The following is a 25744-nucleotide window of genomic DNA, read 5'->3' as shown; positions in this document are numbered from 1 at the left end:
CGTTGCTTTCCCCTTTCTGAAATACAAATGATATGATCTATGGTTAAAGCTTGTGCTCTAAACCCGCTTGAAATATCGTTTATCCACTTTACCTACTCCTTCAGTGAACCGACCAGTACGCCTTTGACAAAGTACTTTTGTACAAAAGGATAGACGCAAATAATTGGAAGCGTAGCAACGATCATCGTCGCCATCGAAAGCGATTTACTTGTTATCGTTTTGGCCCGCTGCATGTGGGCCAGCGATGAAGCATCCAGCCCCCCTCCCCCTTGTTCGGAGACGATATTGGATAACAGAATCTGCCGCAAAATCGTCTGGATCGGGTATTTATTCTGATCGGAGATATAAATCCCGGCGAGGAACCATTCATTCCAGTGATACACGGCGGTAAACAGCGCCAGGGTGGCGATAACCGGTCCCGACAAAGGGAGAACGATTCTGAATAGGGTCCCCCAGTTGCCGCAGCCGTCGATTTTTGCCGACTCCTCCAATCCATTCGGAAGCCCTTGGAAGAAGGTTCGGAAAATGATCATGTTCCACACGCCGATCAGCGAAGGAATAATGAAGACCCAGAACGAGTTCATCAAACCCAGGTTGCGAATCAGCATGAAGGTAGGAATCAACCCGCCGCCAAAATACATTGTGATAATGCACATAACCATATAGTATTTACGGCCCATCAGTTCCTTTTTGGACATGCCGTAAGAAAAGATCGCTGTGCACAGAATCGCGGATGCCGTACCAATGATGGTACGTAGAACCGAGATGAAGAATCCGCTCATCAAACGGTCATCCTTAAACACGACTTTATAGTTTTCCAAGGTGAATACTCTCGGCCATAGCGTAACTCCGCCTTTGGAAGTATCAAGCCCCTGGTTAAAAGATACCGCTAAAGCGTTCAAGAATGGATACAGCGTAGATACCGCGAGCAAAATAAGAAATGAATAGATAAAAAGCATCATAATGCGATCACCCAAGGTGTCCTTCATATCAAGCAACCTCCTCTGATTATATCCGGATTACCACAAACTGTTGCCCGACCGCCGTGCTATGAAATTGGCCAAGCTTAGCAGACCCACGCTGACTACGGCTTTGAAGACCCCAACGGCAGTTGCATAGGAGTATCGGTAATTGTCGATCCCGACACGCACCACATACGTATCCAATACATCGGATACATCCCGGATGGCCGGGTTGGCTGCGAGAATCAAAATGTCCTCAAAACCCGCGCTTAACAGGTTGCCGATAGCCAAGATCATGAAGATGCTGACAACAGGCATAATGGATGGAAGCGTAATCAGATAGATTTGCTTGAATCGGCTCGCACCATCGATCGATGCAGCCTCATATGTATTTGGATCCACACCGGCGATTGCCGCAAGGTAGACGATAGAGCCAAATCCGATTTCCTTCCAGACGTTCGTCGTTACGAGAATCCCCCAGAAATATTGAGGTAGTGACAAAAAGTTAATCGGCTTGTCTATGAAGCTCAGCTTCTCCAGAAGCATGTTGATGCTGCCGTTATCCACCGCAAGCAATGCGCTGACCAGACCGCCCAGGATAACCCAGGACATAAAGTGAGGCAAATAAGTAATCGTCTGAACAACCCGTTTGAAGGCCATTTTTCTAACTTCATTTAGCATGAGAGCCAGAACAATCGGGGCCGGGAATCCGATGAGAAATTTCAGAAAACTGATAACAATCGTATTTCTCATCACGGTTTTAAATTCCGGTGCATGGAAGAAATAAGTGAAGTGCTTGAGCCCTACCCACGGACTGCTGGAAAAACTTCTTCCGATTTTGTAATCCTGAAAAGCCATCAGGATGCCGTACATCGGTATGTAACTAAAAATAAAAATGAGGATGAGCGCCGGAATAACCATCAGTTGCAAATCGATTTGTTTAAAAAATCGCTGCACCCCGTTTGGCTTTTTCCCCGGCGTCTCCACCGGTTTTGATACGGATAGCTGTGTCATCTGTCTTTCCTCCCCAAACTGCTTTCTCCGTCTATTTACATTCTAATAGAACAGGAAACCGCTTACTATCAGAGCAATCAACGAAATATGATACTAATCAACAATGGGGAATTATAATCTATTGCATTACAATTCATCCTGTTTTTATTGTAATATAATGCAATACACTTAAAATTGACCTTAGGTCAGGAGGCTATGATCGTTGAATTCCAACAAGAATACTTTGCAAAAAAAATTACTGCCGAGACACATCAGCTTTATGGCGATGGGCGGGGTAATCGGTACCGGCATATTTAAAGGAAGCGCCGAAACGGTCAGCGTGGCCGGACCCGGTGTCGTCTTGTCCTATATCCTCGCCGGCTTGCTGCTCCTGGTCGTAATGGGGGCCATTGCCGAAATGGCTACCGTGTACCCGGGTCTCAATATGAAAGACTTTATTCGCAAAGCGTTTGGCGAACGGCTGTCTTTTGTCGTCGGCTGGCTGTACTGCTTCATGTGGCTCGCCGTCTGCGTAATTGAAGTGATCGCCGCGGGAAGCTTCCTGCAGTTCTGGCTCCCGGATGTTCCGCTATGGGTACTCAGCTTGGCCAGCGCCGGATTTATCCTGGCGATCAATATGATGAGCGTCGGAGGCTATGGGGAATTCGAGTTTTGGCTGGCAGGAATCAAGATCGCTATGATCATCGTGTTCATTGTGCTGGGTGCCTGTATCCTGTTCGGAATTCTTCCGGGGGCAAGCGCCTCATGGAGTCATAATTTTACCGCTTACGGCGGATTTTTTCCGAACGGCTGGACCGCCATCTTCCCCGCTTTGTTGATCGTCATGTTCTCTTACGGGGGCTCCGAGCTGATCGGCCTGACTCTATCGGAAGCGCAGGACGCCGAAAAAGTACTTCCTAAAGTAGTAAAAAGCTTTATATTGCGCGTAGTCCTGTTCTACACTTTACCGATCCTGATTATTTGCGGCCTGATACCGTGGAATTCGTTGAACGAGCATACCAGCCCATTCGTGCAGGTGCTTACTTCCGCAGGTCTGCAAGGCTCCGCACATCTGATGAATTTCATCTTGATCACTGCCGTGCTGTCCGCGGCAAATTCCGGAATTTACGGTGCAACCCGGATGCTGCATTCGATGGCTACAGACGGAGAAGCCCCATCCGGATTGGCACGTCTGTCCTCCAAGGGCATACCGGTGAACAGCCTTAAGCTGTGTGCCGTCGTGCTTATTCTGGGATCCATGATTGCTTATGTCGCTCAGGACAACGTATTCCGACTGCTGATGGCTGTGCCCGGTTTTGTGGTGCTGCTGGTCTGGATCAGCATTCTGCTGTCGGAATGGAAACTTCGTAAAACTTACCCTACCAAGCCGGGATTTACGGTTTGGGGATATCCTTACATCACGATTCTGACCGTCATTTGCTTATCCGTCATCGCGGTTCTCTTCCTCTTTGACGAGCAAAACCGGATTAGCATCGGCGTCTGTCTCGCAGTTATGCTCGTCCTGTTCATCTGGTCCTTCATCCGCTTCAAACCGAATCGGGGCCGGTAATCAAAAGTCGGTATTTATGAACCTGAAATTGAAGACCCGGTATTCTCCATTACCTCTCCCTCCTTTGTGCATGTTACAATGAAGGTTGTTACGACGCACAATCTTCAGACATTATATATAGAGAATAGCTGGGGGAAGCCATGGAACTTGAAATCCGGACAGAGTATGTCATCAAGCAACCGAAAATACCGCTTCGTTCAAAGCTGCGCGAGCGCATCCGAGAGACGTATCGCTACGATACCGCGTTCTGGCGGATCAGTATAGCCGGTCCCTGGGGGGCCGGCATCTTCGCGTTTATCCTTGCCGCGCTGGGAATGCCGACAGGGCTGGGTACCGCCTTTGACACCATGACCTTCGCCTTTGCCGGAACAGCGGCACTGTTTCTGATAGCCCATCTCATCGCAATCATTCTGGCTTTAACCGGCCTACCCGCTCCCCGCCTGTTTATAGGCACTGTCATTTTTGATCTGGTAGCCATTTTCCTCATTTTCTATCAGGAAGATGAAGCGTTCGCGATCTCGGCCATCGTATCTTCGGCTGTAACGCTTACCGGGGTGCTTATCGGTCTGTTGGTGGGGTTATTTGCTTCCCGTAAAATTACGCTGCGGATTAAAGCCAGTGTGGCCGCCGTATTGGTGCTGGCTTGCTTGTCCTCTGCCGTATGGCCTGATCCAACCGAATCCGCGGTCTCCGTGGATGTTTCTGACCTTCCTGAAATCAACGCCTTGAATCCCGGCGAACCGGGCAATTACCAAGTCGAATCCTTCTATTACGGAAGCGGCAAGGATATTTGGCAGCCGGAATACGGCGTAGGCGCCGATCTGATTTCAAGCTCGGCGGATGCCTCCGCTTACATTAAAAAATGGTCTGATTTCAGAACGTTCTATTGGGGATTCAATGAAAAAGCACTGCCTTTGAACGGGCGGGTATGGATGCCTAAAGGTTCCGGTCCTTTTCCGCTCGTCCTGATCGTTCATGGGAATCATTTAATGGAAGACTATTCGGATGATGGCTATTCTTATCTGGGGAATTTGCTAGCAAGCCGGGGATTCGTTGCCGTGTCTGTGGACGAGAATTTTCTCAATTATTCCGTGTGGACCGGTATCCCGGACAATGACATGAAGGTTCGGGCGTGGATTCTGCTCAAACATCTGCAGGAAATCGGCAAGTTCGCCGAGGATCCTGAGACGCCGTTCTACGGGCGGGTCGACTTTGAGCAAATCGCTCTGATCGGGCACTCCCGGGGCGGTCAGGCCGTATCGATGGCTTCCGAATATAAACGGTGGTTCGCCGCCGACGAAACGTTGGAAGGCATTGATCAGTATCAGATCCGGGCGATCGCAGCCATTGCCCCGACCGACAAAAAAGTCGACGGCAATTATGCCAAGCTGAAGGATGTCAATTATTTGACGCTGCAAGGCGCGCGGGACGGCGACGTCAATGATTTCGACGGAGAGCGACAGTACGCTCGGACCTCTTTTTCGAAGGGAGAGGCTTCTTTCAAAGCTTCCCTCTATATTGCGGACGCCAACCATAGCCAGTTTAATACCGGTTGGGGCGGCCGGGATATCAGTTACCCAAAAGGTATTCTGCTGAGCCGAAAAGGCTTGCTGCCCGCCGCAGAACAACGAACGATAGCAAAGGTTTATATTTCCGCATTTCTGGAGGCCACGCTCCACCGGCAGGATCAGTACCTTCCATTGTTCCGCGACTACAGGACCGGCTTGGATTGGCTGCCCGAGACCACCTATTTTAACCGGTTCGAAAGCGGACAAATGACCTCTTGGGCCAAGTTCGACGAGGATATGAACCGGATGACCGTTCCGGGCGGAGGCGTAGCCGAAGGCCAAGATATCCTTTGGAAGGAAGAAGAGGCCAAAAACCGCCGCCAGTCCGGCAAAGGCACGCGCGGTGCAGTGCTGGAGAGAGATGATCAATCCGAGACGGTGTCCACCTACAGTTTGAGCTGGGATAAAGCAGCACCGTCGCCTAGCAAGGCATCGGCACAATTTCTATCCTTTTCCCTGTCGGATCGGAGCTATGAAATAAGCCAGGTAAAAAAATTAGATATTGAAGTGGAGCTGGAGAGTTTGGATGGGGTCATCGTACGACTACCTCTTTCGAAGTTCATGCCGATTTTGCCGTTACCCGAAACCAACTACACCCTCCACCCTTGGCTGGACCTGCATTTGTCCGACGGCAAATACAAAAATCCAACCGAGGCCGTTTTTCAGACCTACATGTTGCCGCTATCGGCCTTCAGCGACGAAGACCCGAACTTTAACGCGGCCTCCGGCATCTCGCGACTCACCTTCCGTCTAACCAACGGACCCGGACGGGTGATGCTGGACGATATCGGGGTGTATTGAACTGCTAGGCTCAGAGTTCTTCTTTAAAGAGCCAATCCTCCGCTTCAGAGGTGGGTAGTCGGAGGATGCTTGGTTGCAGGTGTTGTGCGATGAGCGTTGATCTGGGGCGTTGGGCGGTTGGCCTTTGACGGAGATGCATGGGTCGATTGTGGTCCGTGGTGATGGATGGTGAAGAGCGGATCGTAGGCGCTGGTCGTTGGGTGCTGAGCGGTGTATGTTGGATTTGAACGCTGTATGTTGGGTGTTTGAGCGGTGATTTGTGGCACGACAGACGTTAGATGTAGCTCTAACGGACACAGGAGACCTTATTCCTGCAAAATCCCCGGTTTTATAATTCTAACGGACACATGGGACCTTATTTGCCTCAATTCCCCGTCTAAGCTAGCTTTTTTACCTCATTAAGGTCCCTGGTGTCCGTTAGATTCCAAAACACTTCATTTATCGCCGAATAACGGCCCTCATGTCCGTTAAATTTTGTGAGCGTCGGATTCCGAAAATAAAAAAGGCGAAGTTCCCCAACGGAACTCCGCCTTTTTCTGTTGTTACTCCTTTGGCACCAGATCGTAGATCTCGCCGCTCTCCATCACATCGATTAATCGATCCATCCATTCGTAATATTTGACGGCCTCGCCCATCTTGCGGCGGTCTTCCTCAAGTATAGAACGGAACGGTTCCTGCGGGCTGTTCTCTCCCGCCAACGACTTATTGATTTCCTGAATCGCACGGCGAAGCACTAGAATGTTAGTTTCCACCGCTTTTCTCCATTTAATTGCAAAATAGTCGGTAAACGTCTGGTACCAATCATATTCCACTTCGTACAAATCTTTGCGGGAGCCCTTCTCCCACACTTTATTAACCATCTTCAAGTCAAGCAGGGTACGCACTCCCGTACTCATGCTTGTCTTGCTCATTTTCATTTCCAATCCCATTTCATCCAGGGTCATCGGCTTGTCGGCAAAAAAAAGCAGCCCGTACAAATGGCCCGTCGACAATGATATTCCATATAAGTCCATGTTTCTGCCAATCGCTTCTATAACACGCTTACGCACTTTTAATAACTCGGCATGTTGTTCCGTTGTGAGCTGGTCCAAGCTCATGCGTGCGACCTCCTATCATTGCGCAATCCAGCACCCATTTCCGCAGGCGGACGGATACTTATTCTATCTTAAGAAAAGGATGCCCAAAAGTAAAGAAGTGAACCGGGTAGCATTTTGGAGCATTCGGAAGGTATACGAAGATTCTTAACGTACAGTTTTTTCTGTACGTTCTATACGTACGGTTTTAAGAATTGATTAAAAGCTTGGTTATTTGCTACACTATGAGCATGGATTGGCACGGTACGGTGGAAATTAACTGTGTCTATATAGAGAAATGAAATTTGCAGAATTCAAAAGGGGTGAATGTATGGGAAATGAAATCTTAAAAGTCAATCGACTAAGTAAACTATTCGGACCCGGTGCCGAGCAAGGCATTCAACTCCTGGAGCAGGGGTATACGAAAGAACGGCTCGCTAAGGAAAAAAACATCATGGTCGGCGTAAACCGGGTAAGCCTCAGTATTAATGAAGGTGAAATCTTCGTGATCATGGGACTGTCCGGCAGCGGTAAATCCACCTTGGTACGCATGCTTAACCGTCTGATCGAACCTACTTCAGGCGAAGTGCTGATCCATGGACAGGACTTGAGAAAGATGAATAAGTCTCAGCTTCGAGAAGTTCGCCGCAAAACCATAAGCATGGTGTTTCAAAAATTTGCTCTCTTTCCTCACCGGACCGTCCTCGAGAATGTCGAATACGGTTTGGAAGTGCAGAAGGTAAATAAAGCGGAGCGCCGGGAAAAAGCCCAGAAATCGCTGGAACTGGTCGGTCTGAAGAGCTGGGAGCATGTTCTGCCGGATCAACTGAGCGGTGGCATGCAGCAGCGTGTAGGCTTGGCGCGGGCACTGGCCAACGATCCTGAAATTTTGCTGATGGATGAAGCATTTAGCGCATTGGATCCGCTTATTCGTCGCGACATGCAGGATGAACTGCTCGAATTGCAAGAGAAGATGAAGAAAACGATCGTCTTTATTACCCATGACCTGGATGAAGCGCTGCGCATCGGCGACCGGATCGCCCTGATGAAGGACGGGGAGCTCGTGCAAATCGGTACGCCGGAGGAAATGTTGACCCAGCCTGCGGACCGTTACGTCGAACGCTTTATCGAAGATGTCGACTTGTCCAAAGTCCTGACGGCATCGCGGGTAATGCGCCGGCCAGAAACAGTAACATTGGACCGCGGACCACGGGTCGCTCTACAGCTCATGCGGGAAAGAGGTATTTCCAATCTGTTCGTAATCGACCGGGCCAAGCGGCTGCTTGGGGTCATTACGGCCGAGGACGCCTCTCAAGCGCTTAAAACAGGGGCTTCCCTACGCGATATTCTGATCGAAGACGGCCCGAAGGTGCCACCTGAAACTTTGCTGAATGAGCTATTTGAAGTGACCAGTTCCGCGAAGGTACCGCTGGCGGTCGTTGACGAACAGGAGCGGTTGCTCGGCGTCATTGTTAGAGGAGCCGTTCTCGGCGCTCTTGCTGGAGAAGTGGATAACAAGGAGGTGAGCGAACATGGACTTCATTCCTAAGCTTCCGCTCGCAGACTGGATAGAAGCGATCGTCGACTGGATGGCAACCAATCTCGAAGGATTGTTTGATGGAATCTCCGACGTAATCGAAGCCGTCGTAGGCTTCTTCTCAGGACTGTTCCTGCTTCCGCATCCGCTGCTTTTCATCGTTATTATCGGAATTCTCGCCTATCTGGTCGGAAAATGGAGATTGACCCTGTTTACGGTGATCGGCTTCCTGCTCATCGATAATCTCGGCTACTGGCAAGAAACGATGAACACGCTTGGATTGGTCATTACTTCAGGGCTCATATCCATCGTATTCGGCATTCCGATCGGAATCTGGAGTGCCTACAGCAAAACGGCGCACCGGATCATATCGCCTCTGCTTGATTTCATGCAGACGATGCCGGCATTCGTGTATCTGTTGCCTGCGGTAACGTTCTTCAGTCTCGGCGTTGTGCCCGGCGTTATTGCGTCCGTCATATTCGCGATTCCGCCAACCATTCGCTTGACATACCTCGGTATCAAGCAGGTATCCGGCGAATTGGCCGAAGCGGCCGACGCCTTTGGCTCGACTTCGTGGCAGAAGCTGATCAAGGTTGAGCTTCCGCTCGCCATGCCGACCATGATGGCCGGAATCAACCAAACGATCATGCTATCTTTGTCCATGGTCGTCATCGCTTCGATGATCGGGGCCCAGGGGATCGGCGCCACCGTCTACCGCGCCGTCACTCAGCTTAAAATCGGACAAGGTTTTGAAGCCGGCCTTGCTGTGGTCGTGCTGGCTATCGTACTTGACCGGTTTACGCAAAATCTTTTCAAATCGAACAAAGGGAGAGGTTAAAGAATGAAGATATCGAAGAAACTACTAGTACTTGCAGGTTTAGCCGGGGTTCTGGCCCTGTCCGCTTGCGGCTCTAATTCAGGTAAAGGCGCCAATACCGGGAACAAAGGGGAAACCGGTACAGCTGAATCGTTCGGGAATCAGGTTAAACATGAAATCATCGGGATCGACCCTGGGGCCGGCATTATGAAAGCTACCGCCGCTGCGATAGACCAGTACGGTCTCACCGACTGGAAGCTGATCGAAGGTTCGGGAGCGGCTATGACCGCCATGCTCGACAAAGCGGTAAAGGCTGAAAAGCCGATCATCATTACCGGCTGGACCCCACACTGGATGTTCTCGAAATACGATCTGAAGTATCTTGAAGATCCGAAAAAAGTATTCGGGGAAGCCGAAGAAATCCATACCGTCGCACGGAAAGGCTTAAAAGAAGATCATCCTGTAGCTTATGAGTTTCTTGACCGCTTCGAATGGAGTTCCGATGAGATGGGTGAAATTATGACCGCCATCCAGGAAGGGAAAGATCCGGCGGATGCAGCCAAAGAATGGGCTGACAGTCATGGCGACCGTGTGGACACTTGGACGAAGGATTTGAAGCCTGTCAGCGGCGATAAACTCAAGCTTAGTTATGTAGCGTGGGATTCGGAAATCGCCAGCACCAACCTACTGGAATACGTGCTGGAAAGTAAGCTTGGGTATGACGTTACCGCGCTTCAGGTTGAAGCGGGCCCAATGTGGACCGGCGTTGCCAGCGGGGATGTCGATGCCTCTCCTGCCGCATGGCTGCCATTGACACATGCCGATTATTGGACAGAGTACGGCGATAAGCTGGAGGACCTCGGTCCAAACATGACCGGCGTAAAAACCGGGCTGGTCGTTCCTGCCTATGTCGATGTTAATTCGATCGAAGATTTGAAATAATTCACGATTAAAACGAAGAAACCATCCCTCTGGCTGGGATGGTTTCTTTACTGCATCTATATTAATGAAGAGGGAGTATATATAATGTACCAACAGTTCCTTAATACAACCTTACGGAAACCTGAAAAACAGATTAATTTATTTATGGTTTCAAAGGAGACGAAAAAGGTCTGACATCTTCCCGCGAAGCTATTATTTCTCCCAGTTTTCCGGCCTCCTCTTCCTCGGATTCGATAAAAATCACGAAATCCCCTTTTACCAGGACCCGTTCAATTTCTTTCGCATCCTTCTCCGGAATGCCCACTCCCACTAGACCGACGACGAAGTCGTCGCTGCCCTTCCCGATCTCCGCACCCGCCAACAATTTTGCTGCTGGTCCGATCACGGCCACATTTGCCGGCTCATCCTCGAGGATGGCGGCGACCTCGATAAGCGGATGGAACAACGCATGGTTCCCGTCGCCTCGCTTCGGCTTCGAAAGCCCGGTATCCTGGCTAATTAGTCCCAACTCCTGCTCGGTTCTGGCTACGACCGAAATACTTCCTTTTTTAACCCCCGCCTGCTTTAAATCCTCAATGACCAAGGCTGCGTCTTGTCTAGACTTCGTGATTGCAATTAGTAATTTCGCCATGACAGCATCATCTCCTCCCGGCCGAAATCCGTTGTAAAGCCAATAAGTATTATTAAACCGACTAATAACCGATCTGAATCATTTATATAAAGTTTGGCATATAGCCCTTCGCCGTGACTCCCTAGCCCTATTCCTCATAATTTATAGAAAAGGAGGAGGAATGCCCAAGTGGATGCCTATTACAATTGTTTGCGCCTAAAAAATCGGAAGGTTCGCATCATGACGTTTGATAGACAGCAATATACGGGTACTATTGTCGATGTTGATCGTAACAACGTATATTTGCGTCCGGAACGCGGTGGAATTGTCCAAACGTCCGCATTTTACCCTGGCCCATACGGCGGTGCAGGCTGGTACGGTAATGACATTTTGACCCTGAGCCTGTTTACCCTGCTCGCAATCGCGTTGATCTGAATAGTAAATCTCTATAAATGAAATGGCCGCTCCCAAGCAAATATCTGCTTTTGGAGCGGCCAAATTTTATTATAACTATAACTAACCGTTACGCTTAAATTAAATCGGATTTTTGAAGCAAACGCTGCACAATCATCGATACTTCGGCACGAGTAATAAATGATTTTGGTGCAAGTTCGTTTACACTTCTTCCGGATACGATGCCCGCTTGAACACTAGCTGTTACGCCATTCATTGCCCAATGGGATACGTCTTCGCTGTCCGCAAATGGACGAAGCGTCGAATCCGAGTCCAAGGTCGAACCTTTTGTTTCCAAGCCCGTGATCTTCATCGCTTTGGAGATGATCTCCATCGCCTGCTCCCGGGTTATTTTGTCGTTCGGACGGAATGAGCTGTCATCGAAGCCGTTGATCAGCTGGTACGCGGATGCCGTATTGATTGCACCGTTGAACCAATCCGACGTGAATACATCAGAGAATGTCGCCGACTCTGGAGCATTTTCCTGCTTAAGCCCCAGGCTGCGTACTATGATGGATGCAAACTCGGCACGGGTAATATCACGATCCGGATCGAACATCCCGTTTCCTGTTCCGTTGATGACCATTCTTGATCCCATGTCGTTTACCGCATCTTTTGCCCAGTGATTCTCCACGTCCGCAAATTCTACAGGATGCCATACAACAGAGTACATACTATTCGTTAGACTGTTAATCTGCGCATAATAGGTCCCCTCTTGATTTATAACTTTTGTTGGCACATGGCGTATAGACCCATCCGGATCCACTACTACGCCAGTTGTGACTTTGTTCGGATCCACACTATTCGGAATCGCAATGGAGCGTTCAACGAAGAAATCGAATTTCGTCACTTCCAACGTGCGGCCACCGTAGACTGCCTTAACACTAAAATTCCACGGAGAAACTATCATCTGCAGTCCTTGGGCAGAAGCAGCCTTTTCTGCTGTTTGGATACTTTCTTTAGACGGGATTCCAATTTCAACTTGGAGCATAATATCTTGAATTTCCAAGTTGCTCCCGAACTGCTTGGCCAGGGACTGGATGTCGATGCGTTGCACAGGCAACGTGTATACTGCCCCGTTTGTACGAACTTCCACTGTCGCCTGCTTATCCTCCATGTTCTTCAACATGCGGCCGTTAAGTTCGGCGATCACGATGTCGCTCTCCCCGTCAAACGGAATAGTAATGACTGCCCCGTTACCCGCCGTTTCAAGACGTTTTTGGAATTCCGCTTCGTCAACTTGAATGGTAGTAACTTGTTGCCCGTTCACTACGTCCAACGATTGCGTCCCGATATTCTCAACTTTGCCGTTTACGAGAATATTTACGTTCTTGTTCTCCGTCGTTACTGCCGGATTCGAAGGTGTCGTTTGGGCCGGCGGACTGTAAGAACCAGGATCATTATTCCCTGAAGAAACAAACGGCGTCACGGTATTGGATGACGCGGACGACTCGCTGCCGCCCTGTTCGTTTATTGCTTTTACGGTAAAGAAATAACTTGTCCCGTTGGATAGACCGGTAATGACGATCGGACTTCCTACTCCTGTCGCTACAATATTACCTGGCGATGATGTCACCTCATATCTTGTAATAGAACTGCCGCCATTGTCGGCAGGAGAAGTAAAGGTGATCGTTGCCTGACCGTTTCCAGCCACCGCAGTAACATCTCTTGGAGCAGATGGAACGGTTGCCGGTTTTGCGCTCATTTCATTAGATTCTGCGCTTAAGCCGCCTTCGTTAATTGCTTTGACCACGAAGTAGTAAACCTTACCATTGGCTAATCCGTCCACTTCGTAACTGTATACCGACTCAGTAACCGTAGCGGTCTCTGAACCATAAATGCCGGATTCAGTACTTTGGTAAATCTGGTATCCCGTAGAACCAAGAACCGGACTCCATGACAATTGTACCTTGGCATTCCCCCCGATTGCTTGCTGCAATACGGGTGCTCCCGGTGCAGGAATCTGCGGAGTAGCGTTCACCTCATTGGATTCGGCACTCAAACCGCCGGCATTTCCGGCTTTAACTACAAAATAATAAGTGGTACCGTTACTCAGATCCGATACTTGATAGGTTGCCTCCGTTACGGTTGCAATCGAGGTTTTGCCGGTCAGTCCCGGCGTCGTAGACATGTATACGTCATAATAGGTTGCACCAGATGCGGAGTCCCAGTTTAATGTGACCTGGCCATCCCCTGTCGTTACCCTTAGATTTGAGGGTACCGATGGCAATTGGATCGTCCACTTCGCATACAGAGTAATTCCGTCCAACGGAACAGTATCCGTGGCGAAATTCCAGGATTGCGTCAAGGCCTCGTCCTTATACCAGCCAGCAAAGGTGAAGCCTTCTAACGTCGGTTCTGCCGGAGCGACGATCAATGAATCGAAATCCGCTGTAATAGGCGTTACCAAGCTGCCTCCGTTGCTATCAAAGCTCACCGTATATTGGTTCGCTTCGTACTGCGCCCTCACCGTCAAGGCTCCAGTCACGTTAGAGAAGCCCTTGTCCCAGCCTGTAAACGTGTAGCCGGGTCTCGAAGGCGACGCAGGTGCCGTAGCATCCGCTCCGTGGTTCACCGGTTCCGTCTTCAACACGGTTCCGTCCCAGTCTTCAAATGTGACCTGGTAAACATTGATGTTCCACTTCGCATACAGAGTAATCCCATCCAGTGGAACCGTGTCGGTGGTGAAGTTCCAGGATTGCGTCAATGCCTCGTCCTTGTACCAGCCATCGAAGGTGTAGCCTTCCAGCGTTGGTTCAGTCGGCGCAACGATCAATGAATCGAAATCTGCCGTAACCGATGCTACCGGGCTGCCTCCATTGCTATCGAAGCTCACCGTATATTGGTTCGCTTCGTATTGTGCCTTCACCGTCAAGGCTCCTGTCACGTTGGTGAAACCCTTGTCCCAGCCCGTAAACGTGTAGCCAGGTCTCGAAGGTGGCGCAGGTGCCGTAGCAGTTGCTCCGTGGTTCACCGGTTCCGTCTTTAACACGTCTCCGTCCCAGTCTTCAAATGTGACCTGGTAAACATTGATGTTCCACTTCGCGTACAGTGTAATTCCGTTCAGCGGAACCGTGTCCGTGGCGAAGTCCCATACTTGCGTCAATGCCTCGTCCTTGTACCAGCCAGCAAAGGTGAAGCCTTCCAGCGTAGGTTCAGTCGGCGCGACGATCAATGAATCGAATTCCGCCGTAATCGATGCTACCGGGCTGCCTCCATTGCTATCAAAGCTCACCGAATATTGGTTCGCTTCGTATTGCGCCTTCACCGTCAAGGCTCCAATTACGTTAGAGAAGCCCTTGTCCCAGCCTGTAAACGTGTAGCCGGGTCTCGAAGGCGACGCAGGTGCCGTAGCATTTGCTCCGTGGTTCACCGGTTCCGTCTTCAAGACGTCTCCGTCCCAGTCTTCAAACGTGACCTGGTAAACATTGATGTTCCACTTCGCGTATAGTGTAATTCCGTTCAGCGGAACCGTGTCCGTGGCGAAGTTCCATACTTGCGTCAATGCCTCGTCCTTGTACCAGCCAGCAAAGGTGAAGCCTTCTAACGTCGGTTGCGCCGGAGCGACGATCTTCGAACCGAAATCCGCCGTTATTGCCGTTACCAAGCTGCCTGCATTGCTATCGAAGCTCACCGTATATTGGTTTACTTTGTATTGCGCTTTTACCGTCAAAGCTGAAGTTACGTTCGTAAACCCGACATCCCAGCCCGTAAATGTGTAGCCGGTTCTCGAAGGGGCCGCTGGTGCGGTGGCATCCTCTCCGCGGTTCACCGTCTCCGTCTTCAACACGGTCCCGTCCCAATCTTCAAAAGTCACCTCGTAGCTCGCTGCTTGGCTGTGCCTTAAAAGCCAAACGTCATAAGTAGCTCGATTCGGTTCCTTATCGTTAATCAGAAGAGAAAGCTTCCCGTCCACATCCAAAAAGGGAATACTTGTGCCGTATTCATCATTCAACACAGGCAAGCTGGGCGATGCATCGCCTTGAAGCACTCCCGAATCGTCATAAATTTCTAAATAAGAATGATATGTATCAGGTTCAGTATTGTAGTCCAAATATGAAGTTCCGAGTAAATACCCGCCTTCAGGAAGTAAGACCGGTTCTGATATGCCTCCCCATGAATTTAGATTCCGAATTAAGGTCTCCGCTTTGTATACGGTGCCGTCGGAATTGAAAATTTGGTATACCGCGCTCCTGGAGCTGGTATCGCCCCCCGTCTTCTTTCGATAAACGGCCAAGAACCTTCCGTTCGGCATAGCTTTCAGCCATTGAGCTTCATCCCCGTTTTCACCCCGGTTTGAAATGACGAAAGAGTTCTGCCCATTGACCTGAATCGGCGTCGGTGAATCATTATTAAAAATCATACCAACATAGTTGGGGTTATAATATGCAATCATAATCATAAACTTGCCGTTCTTTTGGGCTGCAATATCATGGGTGTATTGCGACCCCGAAATCCCCGCCAGAGAAGTTACCGACAATTGTGCAGCATCTACAGGGGTACCATTCGGCTGGAATCTTCTCAGAGCGTAATTGCTGCCGTCTGTCGCCCAGACAAACGCCAAATTTCCATTGGACAATTCAGCGACTTTCGTGAACCGATTCAAGCTGCCCGGACTCGAATTTATCTTTGTAGCTCCAACAACTTCGGTTCCATTCTGATTGATGATTTTAAAATAAGTATCCGTAAGCCCTGTACCCGAACTGCCGCTATACCAATACACAAGAATATTGCCGTTCGATAGCCCCTCGTAAACAATCGTATCGCTCTGATTATTCGTTCTCGGGCTAATCGTCGGAGCGGGCAGCGAACTGAATGAACCGTCAGGATGTATTAGGGTTTGATAATCTATCCCAGTCGTATAGTCCTGCCAATACAACAGAAGATCGTCCCCCAATGGCACCGGCTTTAGAGGCGCATACCCATCTTGGACGTCATTAGTCTCCACATCTACTCGGGCAGTTCCAAAATCGATTGTTGCCGCGGATGCTTGCGGTGATAGCCAAGAAAATAACACAAAAAACAAAAGGACTGGAATAAATAGTTGTCTCCGTTGTAACATACCTCACCTCCTAAATTTTTAAATGCACAAATTTTAAATGCCTATTAAAAAAACTATATTATAACCTGTCCCATATGAATAGTATTAAAATGACGAAATTCACCTTTTTTTTCAAATTATTCGACAGAGTCGAAAGAAACTAATAAAAAAAGGACTCAAGCAAGGTCACTTTGCCCTTACTTGAGTCCTTTTTAAGATACTATATATCTAGCAAATAGATCATACTGCGAATTTCTTGATAGTTGCCTGAAGCTCTAAGGCCATGCTGCTCAGAGATTCTGCAGCGGCAGACACTTCTTCCATTGAAGCATTTTGTTCTTCGGCCGAAGCCGCAACGTTTTGCGTATTTGCCGCGGATTGCCGGGAAATCCGTGCCATATGCTCTATCGATTCCGTCATCGTTACCGCTCTTTGCGTAACTTGTTCGAACATCTCCGATATGTTCCGGGATCCTTCGGTCAACCGTTCTACCGAATTCGCTATCTCTTGGAATGTATCTCCCGTTCTATGTACCAATTGGATGCCGTTATCCAAGGTGGCCGCTCCTTCGTTCATCGCCCGAACCGCATGTTCCGATTTCGTTTGCACTTCCTGAATCAGCGACTTGATTTGTTCTGCGGCATCGTTGGAATGGGCCGCCAAGCCCCGTACCTCTTTTGCCACAACCCCGAAGCCTCCGCCGTGTTCTCCCGCCCGGGCAGCCTCGATTCCCGCGTTCAACGCCAACAGGTTCGTCTGTCTTGCGATATCGGTCATCAGATTGACGATTTGGCCAATTTCCTGCAGCTTCCGGTTCAGATCATGGACCACTTCCACTGTCACGCCTACCGATGCTTGAGCTGCATTCATCTGATCAACGGTGTTCAACACAACTTGGTTGCCGGATATCGCTTTGTTATTGGTCGACTCCATATAGCTAGCCATCGCATGGATGGTAGAAGCAGCCTGATTCATCTGATCTTGAATCTGAACGACAGCTTGGGCGGATTCATCCGACAATGTCATTTGTTTCTCCGCACCGGCTGCAACTTCTTGAACTTCATTTGAAATTAGTTCCGTTGCCTTGGTGCTCTCCTCCGCACTGGCGGAAAGCTGTTCTGAGGTAGCGGCAACCTGGGTGCTGTTCCAGCCGATTTGGCTGATCAGATCGTGCAGGTTTCTCTTCATTAGATTAAAAGATTCCGCCAAACTGCCAATCTCATCTCTATTTTTAACGGAAATATCCGCTATATTCAAATTCCCATCCGCGATCGATTTCGCGGCTGACGCCATTGCCGATATCGGCTTGGAGATCATGCGCGCGACAAGCGCGCTAATCGCGAGGGCTAATAGAAGCGCCGACAAGTTTAATACGATAATAGTGAATTTAATGGAATCCACCAGTTCCGAATTCGCCTTGCTGCCTTCTTTCATGCGTTGATCCTGATCGGACACCAATGCATCTACGTCATCTCTAATACTCCGGGCCAAGGGCATGGCTTCTTCTATAGCTATTCTTGACGCCTCTTCGGGACGAGTTCTGAGCATCTCTACAACCTGCTCGACCTTATTTACGAATTCCATGTTCAGGCTGGTGATTTTCTGTATCTCATCCTTAGTGTTTTGAAGCTGCACCAAGCCTTCCATTTGTTGAACGGAGAACTCCAACCCGGAGATGACTTCTTTCAATGAATCGTAAGCCCCTTCTTCCCTCAACAAAATAGCTCTAAGGCTGCTGATTTCTCGTGAAGCGTAATTCTGCACATCTTTGGCATGGGAAAGAATTTCCGCCCTCCGATCAACCAAATCGGAATAAGATTCATCCATCTTCTTGACCTCGAAATAAAAAATACCGCCTGTTAATCCTAACAACAATACGACGCTTAAAAAGCCCAACAAAATCTTTTTCCTTACCGAGACCTTCATAATGTGTGACTCTCCTATGATGTAATATATTTTTGAGACTATAGTAGGTATATCGGCTAATTCAACGAGATTTATTAGGTCTAAATTCCTATATGTTTATAAGTCCTAAGAACTGGTTTCCGCGTTAATAAGTTCCTGCTGGCTCTCAAATATCTGCAAAAACCTACTACGGATTATTTTGAACTCATATTTCTCAAGTCTCTGCACCGCAAAATCATATAAATCCCCGTTAAAGAAAAAAAGAAAACAATGCTCATTAAAAAGTCGGGGAAGCTTATGATTGAATTAGGTTTAATTTGTGCCAATACCGCGATACTTCCTCCGATTACCAGAACGTCCAGCAATGCTGAAGGTAAAACTTTGCTCATATTCAGGTTTCTTTTAAAAACCGCTATATTCAATATAAATGGAACTACTTCCATGGATAACACGCCAGCTGCTGCTCCAACGTAAGCATAACCAGGGATCGCCAATGTAAAAAACTGAATGATCGTGGAAGAGCATATTCCAATTGCAAGCCCCAGGAAAGGAACCTTCTTAACATCCTGAGCCCAAAGTATGCTGGTCGTCATTTCTCGCAACCCCACAATAATAGGAATGGCCGCTAAATACTTGATTAACTCACCGGCTTTTTCGGTATGAAATATGTAAAATGAAAGTTCTCTTGCATAAACAAATAAAAATGAAGCGGAAATTAACCCCCATAACCAGCTTAATTTTATGGCGATGCGTAGAAGCTCATGAAATTTCACTATTTCCTTTTGCTGCCACTGTGAGGCGATCCTCATGGTTAAAGTGTGACTGAGTGCCCCTGTGATTAGCGTAGGTGTATACACCATAGTAACCGCCATCCCGGTTATAATGCCGTAGATTGAAATAGCTTCCGAAGAACTGTACCCCGAGGCTATTAAGCGATTAGGAATTAGAACTGAATCTATAAATTCAGATGCGGGAACCAATAACCGGGTAATCGAAATCATGATTGACGCCCGAAATAACCACCTGATAGGAAGTGCTGATTTGGTGTGCTGCGAACCGGAAGAATATAAACCGTAATAAGAAATATAGAATGTAAGCAATATAAAAGAAATAATAACGCTCAAAAATGTAGCATATAGCCCTTTTCCAACAACAGCCCCTAATCCCGAAGGCAGACAATAGTATATAATCAACAGCATCAAAAACACTCGGGAAGCTTGCTCAACAACCTCCGAAACAGCAATCATGCTAAACCTTTCGAGTCCCTGCAGATATCCCCGCAATAGTCCCAGTAAAGGAGCAGCAAAGATGGCCGGTGCAATACTTTTCAGCGCGCCGTTCAAATCCGGATTGCCAAGCAACACCGCGATCTGTGGAGATTTCCAGAATACAGTTAGACTAAGAATACCGCCAGAAATGATTATGCCGAATGATAGTATTTTTAGGAGTTGCCACCCTTGCCCCGGCTTCTTTGCAGTAATAATCGCCAAAGCAGTTGGCAGCCCTCCAAAAAGCATAATAACGAAACCGTATAACGAATAACCCATTTGGTACAAGCCAATTCCTTCTGCACCAACAAGTCTGGCAAGAATGATTCGGCCCACTAAGCCAAGCAACTTTACCAATGCCATTGCACTGGCTCTAATTGCAGATTGTAATAATAAATGAGGTTTGTTCATATTCGCCCCCAAGGACTCAATGTGCATACCTCATTTTTATTACATTTCAAATTCAGTTATGCTGACAAGCACTGTATTAATCTTTAATATGGACCAGAACATATTTTGTATTTCTGTCCCAACCGAGATCAAACGGGACTCTATACCGATCTGTGGTATGCGAATTAACGAGCGGGTATCCATATTCATCATATCCAACAAGCACCGAAAAATGGTCTATATCGTTCCCGTGAATGATATAACCGATCAGATCGCCAGGCTGCAACCGCGCAATCGCACCATTAGGATCTTCCTTTGTCGGCTTTACAATTTGCTCATACCCGCCTTTAAAAACTTGTTTTCCGTACCCGCTGTTGACTAGGAAATGTTTGAAGGAATCCGTTCTAACCCAATATTGGGTTCCACCCGATTGTTTGTTGTACCGCCATTGGCTCGTCATGGGAAGGCCGCCTCCCCTTTTGTCCCCAACCACTTGAGAAGCAAAATTGGTACAGTCCCCTCCCCGGCCTGTATAATCCTTATAATCCGGGTTGTATCTGCGATTATTTCCGGCTCCCCATGCCGTTCCCGCGTATTTGTCAGCATACGCTATTGCTTGTTGTCTTTTATACCTTTTACCGTTACTTATACTCTTAGGGTTAGGAACGGACGGCGCTGCTCCGTCTTGAGTTTCCGCAATCGTGTCGGGATTCTCATCCAGCGGATCTAAATACCATTCACGCGAAATCATCCACTCGCCATTTAACTTTTTCAGTGTCATAAAATGACGAGTTCCTATTCCAAAGGACTGGATCGGGACGATTTTATTCAGGTAATCGTAACTTAATTTTAATGACTGCACTACGGAAACTGTAGCTGTTTCATCCATAGCCTTTAATCGAACAATCTTAACTTCACTTCGGGCATCAACTAATTTGATCGATCTTTTGTCAGCCCATGTATTGATGTATTTAATCCGTCTTTTTTCATTATGAAGAGCATTTATACTTGCTTTATCCGACAAGTAATTTTCCTCCAAAACTTTTACGTTCTGGTGGATCATTGCCTTTGCTCTTTTTTCATATACCCGCTTTATAAAAACCTCAATATCCTCTTCTGCTTTACTGTCGTTTGCATGAACTTCCCCACACCAAAAACAACCGGAAATCGAAATTGAAAAACATAAAAGCAACTTTATGATTCTGATCATTTGTCACCACACCATCCATTTTAGTGAAAACGACTGGTCGTTCTTCATGTCCTTCCCAGAAGGTATGGTATCCAATATCTCCTCCGGTAAAGCTGGTAATTTTTAAAGAAAAATAACAGGCCAGGGACCCATTATATTTTTGAGCAATGGGCATTTGCCGCGAGCGTTATAGGTAAAAGTCCATAGACTGTAGTCGAGTAAAAATATCGAGGAGGTTATTCATGGATACCAATTATCAACAAATCGCATTGAGCTGCATGAATAAATATGTGGGTATAACAACTTCTGACGGACAGTCTTATGACGGATTCATTGCACATGTTGGCGATGACTACATTACTCTTGCCATTCCTTCATCAGAAATGGCGGGGATGCCGGCCAATGCATCTACGTACAGACAATTCGGATTCCATCCAGGTTTTTTCCCACGCCGCCGCTTTTTTTCCAGACGCATACCATTTCCTTTTATCACCAGCTTGTTTTTGCTTCCGTTTTTCATCTAGCGCGTGTGGGGAACATGATTTTATGCAAAAAAGGCTCCCTTTCGGGAGCCTTTCATCTTGCGGTATTACGGGGTTGTAGAACCCTTTATTACATCATACCACCCATGCCGCCCATGTCAGGCATTGCTGGTTTTTCAGGTTCCGGTTTGTCGGCAATTACAGCTTCAGTAGTCAGGAACAAGCCTGCAACGGAAGCAGCATATTGCAATGCGGAACGGGTTACTTTCGCCGGATCGACGATACCTGCGTCAAACATGTTGACCCATTCGCCGGTAGCGGCGTTGTAGCCGATGCCTACTTGTTCTTTCTTCAGACGGTCAACGATGACGGAGCCTTCTTCGCCAGCGTTGGCAGCGATCGTACGAACCGGCTCTTCCAGAGCACGCAGTACGATTTCTGCGCCTGTTTTCTCGTCGCCTACCAGGCTCAAGCCAGCTACAGCGCTGTATACGTTCACGAGGGCTACGCCGCCGCCGGAAACGATACCTTCTTCAACCGCTGCACGCGTAGCGTTCAGGGCATCTTCAATGCGCAGTTTGCGCTCTTTCAGTTCGGTTTCGGTAGCTGCGCCGACTTTGATAACCGCTACGCCGCCGGCCAATTTAGCCAGACGCTCTTGCAGTTTCTCTTTGTCGAACTCGGAAGTAGTTTCTTCCAGTTGGGCGCGAATTTGGTTGACGCGAGCGCTGATGTCGCTCTTGTCGCCGCTGCCGTCAACGATTGTGGTGTTTTCTTTAGTAACGATAACTTGACGAGCGTTACCCAGTTGCTCCACGGAAGTGCTCTTCAGATCAAGACCCAATTTCTCGGTGATGACTTGGCCGCCAGTAAGAGCAGCGATATCTTGCAGCATGGCTTCGCGACGGTCGCCAAAGCCAGGAGCTTTAACAGCTACCGCGCTGAACGTACCGCGCAGTTTATTCACGATCAGCATCGCTTGCGCTTCGCCTTCGAGATCTTCAGCAATGATCAAAAGCGGTCTGGATTGTTGAACGATCTTCTCGAGGATCGGCAGAATTTCTTGCGTGCTGCTGATCTTCTTGTCTGTGATCAGGATATAAGGGTTGTCGAGAACGGCTTCCATTTTGTCGGTATCCGTAATCATGTAAGGAGATACATAACCGCGGTCGAATTGCATCCCTTCAACAACTTCCAACTCCGTAGCAAAGCCGCGGGATTCTTCAACGGTAATTACGCCGTCTTTGCCCACTTTTTCCATCGCTTCAGCGATCAATTCGCCAACCTCTTCGTCAGCTGCGGAAATTGCGGCAACTTGAGCGATCGATTGTTTGCCTTCGATCGTTTTGGAGATCTTCTTCAATTCTTCTACTGCCGTGCGAACCGCTTTATCGATCCCTTTACGGAGTCCGATCGGGCTAGCGCCTGCAGTTACGTTCTTCAGGCCTTCGCGGATCAGCGCTTGAGCCAGAACCGTTGCCGTAGTCGTTCCGTCACCGGCAACATCGTTAGTTTTGGTAGCTACTTCTTTAACCAGTTGAGCGCCCATGTTTTCGAAAGCGTCTTCCAGTTCGATTTCTTTAGCGATCGTCACGCCGTCATTTGTGATGAGCGGGCTGCCGAATTTCTTTTCCAATACCACGTTACGGCCTTTAGGACCGAGCGTTACTTTAACTGCGTTAGCCAAAGTGTCGACCCCGCGAAGCATCGAGCGGCGGGCTTCTTCACTGAATTTGATTTCTTTTGCCATTGTTGAATTACCTCCCTGGTTAATAATGAATGGTAAAGAATAGGTTTGATGCTATGCTTACTGCTTATAAGATTCGGTCATTATAAAAGACTACCCGACTTAGCCGACGATCGCGTGAATGTCGCTTTCTTTCATAATCAAATACTCTTTGCCTTCATATTTAACTTCCGTACCGGCATATTTGGAGAACAACACGCGGTCGCCTTCCTTCACTTCCAGAGGTACACGTACTCCGTCTTTCAGCGCGCCGCTGCCGACAGCGACTACTTTACCTTCCTGCGGCTTTTCTTTAGCCGTGTCCGGGAGCACGATGCCAAAAGCTGTTGTTTCCTCTTGTTCGATCGGTTCTACCAATACGCGTTCACCTAAAGGTTTGATCATGAAAAAATAGCCTCCTTTAAATATGTTTGTGTTAATGGATTGAAGTAAACTATGTATTAGCACTCGACATCCTCAAGTGCTAATAACCACTTTTATGATACTCAACTTAAGGTCAGATTTCAAGTCCCTGATCCAATTTTTGTTCCTTTTCCGAAAAAAATACGGACGAACACACCCTCACCATTTTATCCTCCGCCACGTAAAAATATTCCATCCTATTCGCCCGAACCGAGCGGACAAATCTTGAACCGGCAAGAGGGACACGCCGCAAAGTGCGGACATGTCCCTCTTAATCCAACCTATTTATATTTCAGTTCCCGTTCTGCATCCGCAGCCAATTGCTTGCGATATACACGTTTGGACAACAACACGCTAAGCTCATAAAGTAAAATAAGCGGAATCAGTACCAAAAACGCCGAAAAGAAGTCGGCCGGGGTAATCATAACCGAGATCACCACAAGAATGAAGTAAGCGACCCGGCGCATCTTCTTGAGCCGTACCGGGTTTAGAAGCCGAATTTGGGTCAGGAACAAAATGACGAGCGGAAGCTCAAATAACAGGGAAATCGGCAGGACAATATTCATCAGAAACTTGAAATAGTCCGCCATTCCGTACGTCTCAATCAGTCCAAGCTGCTTGTTGAGCGAACCCGTGAAGGACATAGCAAGCGGAAATACGACGAAATAACCGAAGGCCAGTCCCGCCAAAAAACAAATAAACACAAACGGAATATATCTGAGCGTTGCCTTCTGTTCCGCCGGCTTCAGTCCAGGGCTCACAAAAGCCCAAAGCTGATACAGCGTAAACGGCAGAGTAATTCCCAGCGCTACTACCATAGAAATTTTCATATATACGCCGACCCCGTCCCAGAAGGAAAAGGCGTTTAGATCAATTCGGACGCCGGAGAGGGCGTTCACAGTTACATAATGATAAATAGGGTCCACCACAAAGAAGGCGGCGACCAGAACGATTACAAAGACGGACAGGACATAAACCAATCTGCGTCTCAGTTCCGATAAATGATCGACCACGCTTTGAGTATCTTTTTGTTCAGCCATAGGCCTGCCTCCCCGCCATCCAGGTACGAATATCACACACAAAATCCCTCCCGGCAAGGAAGGGACAGCAGTTCAATTATTTCACATAGTTAAGCTAATAAAGACAACTACTATTCCGGAAGCCTACGATGATCGGCTTTATCAGGCTGCGGAGTCGGAGTCGAAGCCGCGGCTGCCTCCGGTTTCTTTGCTTCGGATTGATCATGATCATCCACGATATCCTGGGTAGCGTTCTTAAACTCCCGGAACGTACGTCCGACCGCCCGTCCCAGTTCAGGCAATTTATTCGGTCCAAACAGAAGCAATGCTGCAATAACGATTAACAGAAATCCGGCTGTCATCCCCGACTCTCCTTTCACATACCTAACAATACCATAACCTATATCACAAAATTAGTCCATCCGCCTGACAATCTTGCATCCATTTCCGGTCCGGAGTCCGTACGGATTAAAGCCGGAATTGACCCGTGACCATCAGCAGCGCTTCGGGAAGCTGATCCATGATGGCTGCCAGGTTCTCGTGCACGCCTTTCGGCGTTCCCGGCAAATTAACGATCAGAGTACGTCCGCGGATTCCGACAATGCCGCGGAACAGCATCGCACCCCGGTTCTTTTGCATCGACGTATAGCGCATCGCTTCGGCCATTCCCGGCACTTCCCGTTCAATGACTCGCCGCGTCGCCTCCGGGGTTACATCGCGAATCGCGAGTTCCGTACCGCCTGTGGTCAACACCAGATCGGCTTGGAAATAATCCGTCATCTCGATCAGGGCGGCAATAATTTCATCGGGCTCATCGGGAACAATCCGATATTCCACAATTTCGCCCCCAAGTTCTTCCTCCACAAGCTCCCGGATTACCTGGGCACTCGTGTCTTCACGTTCGCCTCTGGCTCCTTTGTCGCTTGCCGTTAGGATCGCAGTCTTCCAAACCATGAGTCACCCTCCTTATCCACC

General features: G+C 48.4%; 19 protein-coding genes and 1 pseudogene. 7 read left to right on the top strand and 13 right to left on the bottom strand.

Translation table 11 applies throughout. The features are described 5' to 3' along the window. Positions 1-92: 92 nt before the first annotated feature. Positions 93-989 (bottom strand): carbohydrate ABC transporter permease, encoded by an 897-nt coding sequence (locus KJS57_RS15260; protein WP_211021676.1) that lies wholly within the window; start codon positions 987-989, stop codon positions 93-95. A 30-nt stretch (positions 990-1019) separates the two neighbouring features. Then, on the bottom strand, positions 1020-1976 hold the full coding sequence (locus KJS57_RS15255; protein ID WP_211021675.1) for an ABC transporter permease: 957 nt from the start codon (positions 1974-1976) through the stop codon (positions 1020-1022). 202 nt (positions 1977-2178) lie between these two features. On the opposite strand from KJS57_RS15255, the gene KJS57_RS15250 reads away from it, so the two are divergent. Together KJS57_RS15250 and KJS57_RS15245 are read left to right on the top strand one after the other, a co-directional pair. Beyond that, positions 2179-3525, top strand: a complete 1347-nt coding sequence (locus KJS57_RS15250) for an amino acid permease (RefSeq protein ID WP_213655453.1) — start codon at positions 2179-2181, stop codon at positions 3523-3525. A gap of 140 nt (positions 3526-3665) precedes the next feature. Then, positions 3666-5894 (top strand): poly(ethylene terephthalate) hydrolase family protein, encoded by a 2229-nt coding sequence (locus KJS57_RS15245; RefSeq protein ID WP_213655452.1) that lies wholly within the window; start codon positions 3666-3668, stop codon positions 5892-5894. Positions 5895-6436: 542 nt separating this feature from the next. Here the strand turns inward: KJS57_RS15245 and KJS57_RS15240 are convergent. Next, a complete protein-coding gene (locus KJS57_RS15240; protein WP_211021672.1) occupies positions 6437-6991 on the bottom strand; it encodes a GbsR/MarR family transcriptional regulator in 555 nt (184 codons plus the stop codon). A 307-nt stretch (positions 6992-7298) separates the two neighbouring features. Here KJS57_RS15240 and KJS57_RS15235 point away from each other — a divergent pair, with 307 nt between their 5' ends. From KJS57_RS15235 to KJS57_RS26505, 3 genes and pseudogenes are all read left to right on the top strand, one after another. Then, positions 7299-8516 carry a quaternary amine ABC transporter ATP-binding protein gene (locus KJS57_RS15235; RefSeq protein ID WP_213655451.1) on the top strand — a complete coding sequence of 406 codons (1218 nt, stop codon included), beginning with the start codon at positions 7299-7301 and terminating at the stop codon, positions 8514-8516. Further along, positions 8500-9331: pseudogene (locus tag KJS57_RS26510) on the top strand (ABC transporter permease); the annotation flags it as partial. The gene KJS57_RS15235 and the pseudogene KJS57_RS26510, both read left to right, overlap by 17 nt. A 14-nt stretch (positions 9332-9345) precedes the next feature. Beyond that, entirely contained in the window at positions 9346-10263 is a 918-nt protein-coding gene (locus tag KJS57_RS26505) for a glycine betaine ABC transporter substrate-binding protein (protein WP_247681733.1), read from the top strand. A gap of 142 nt (positions 10264-10405) precedes the next feature. On the opposite strand, the gene KJS57_RS15225 is transcribed toward KJS57_RS26505, so the two are convergent. After that, complete coding sequence (locus KJS57_RS15225; RefSeq protein ID WP_213655450.1) at positions 10406-10894, bottom strand: hypothetical protein; 489 nt, start codon at positions 10892-10894, stop codon at positions 10406-10408. 168 nt (positions 10895-11062) lie between these two features. Here KJS57_RS15225 and KJS57_RS15220 point away from each other — a divergent pair, with 168 nt between their 5' ends. After that, entirely contained in the window at positions 11063-11308 is a 246-nt protein-coding gene (locus tag KJS57_RS15220) for a hypothetical protein (RefSeq protein WP_211021669.1), read from the top strand. A gap of 94 nt (positions 11309-11402) precedes the next feature. On the opposite strand, the gene KJS57_RS15215 is transcribed toward KJS57_RS15220, so the two are convergent. The 4 genes from KJS57_RS15215 to KJS57_RS15200 all read right to left on the bottom strand — a co-directional run bounded on the left by KJS57_RS15215 (position 11403) and on the right by KJS57_RS15200 (position 21140). After that, positions 11403-16388, bottom strand: a complete 4986-nt coding sequence (locus tag KJS57_RS15215) for an InlB B-repeat-containing protein (protein ID WP_213655449.1) — start codon at positions 16386-16388, stop codon at positions 11403-11405. A 219-nt stretch (positions 16389-16607) separates the two neighbouring features. Next, positions 16608-18293 carry a methyl-accepting chemotaxis protein gene (locus tag KJS57_RS15210; protein ID WP_213655448.1) on the bottom strand — a complete coding sequence of 562 codons (1686 nt, stop codon included), beginning with the start codon at positions 18291-18293 and terminating at the stop codon, positions 16608-16610. A 173-nt stretch (positions 18294-18466) separates the two neighbouring features. After that, on the bottom strand, positions 18467-19951 hold the full coding sequence (locus KJS57_RS15205) for an oligosaccharide flippase family protein (RefSeq protein WP_213655447.1): 1485 nt from the start codon (positions 19949-19951) through the stop codon (positions 18467-18469). A gap of 76 nt (positions 19952-20027) precedes the next feature. After that, positions 20028-21140 carry an amidase domain-containing protein gene (locus KJS57_RS15200; protein WP_213655446.1) on the bottom strand — a complete coding sequence of 371 codons (1113 nt, stop codon included), beginning with the start codon at positions 21138-21140 and terminating at the stop codon, positions 20028-20030. Positions 21141-21361: 221 nt separating this feature from the next. Here KJS57_RS15200 and KJS57_RS15195 point away from each other — a divergent pair, with 221 nt between their 5' ends. Continuing rightward, on the top strand, positions 21362-21643 hold the full coding sequence (locus tag KJS57_RS15195; protein WP_211021659.1) for a phosphatidylinositol kinase: 282 nt from the start codon (positions 21362-21364) through the stop codon (positions 21641-21643). A gap of 88 nt (positions 21644-21731) precedes the next feature. On the opposite strand, the gene groL is transcribed toward KJS57_RS15195, so the two are convergent. The 5 genes from groL to KJS57_RS15170 all read right to left on the bottom strand — a co-directional run bounded on the left by groL (position 21732) and on the right by KJS57_RS15170 (position 25723). Then, positions 21732-23351 carry a chaperonin GroEL gene (groL, locus tag KJS57_RS15190; RefSeq protein ID WP_211021658.1) on the bottom strand — a complete coding sequence of 540 codons (1620 nt, stop codon included), beginning with the start codon at positions 23349-23351 and terminating at the stop codon, positions 21732-21734. 99 nt (positions 23352-23450) lie between these two features. Next, entirely contained in the window at positions 23451-23732 is a 282-nt protein-coding gene (groES, locus tag KJS57_RS15185; RefSeq protein ID WP_114496573.1) for a co-chaperone GroES, read from the bottom strand. Positions 23733-24031: 299 nt separating this feature from the next. After that, on the bottom strand, positions 24032-24790 hold the full coding sequence (tatC, locus tag KJS57_RS15180; RefSeq protein WP_211021657.1) for a twin-arginine translocase subunit TatC: 759 nt from the start codon (positions 24788-24790) through the stop codon (positions 24032-24034). A gap of 110 nt (positions 24791-24900) precedes the next feature. Beyond that, positions 24901-25131, bottom strand: a complete 231-nt coding sequence (locus KJS57_RS15175) for a twin-arginine translocase TatA/TatE family subunit (protein ID WP_211021656.1) — start codon at positions 25129-25131, stop codon at positions 24901-24903. A gap of 106 nt (positions 25132-25237) precedes the next feature. Beyond that, entirely contained in the window at positions 25238-25723 is a 486-nt protein-coding gene (locus KJS57_RS15170) for a MogA/MoaB family molybdenum cofactor biosynthesis protein (RefSeq protein WP_213655445.1), read from the bottom strand. Positions 25724-25744: the final 21 nt, after the last annotated feature.

The sequence above is a fragment of the Paenibacillus vini genome (assembly GCF_018403325.1).
GTDB lineage: Bacteria > Bacillota > Bacilli > Paenibacillales > Paenibacillaceae > Fontibacillus > Fontibacillus vini.
The sequence above is the reverse complement of the archived record's forward strand: the minus strand, read 5'-3'. Positions and strand labels throughout refer to the sequence as shown.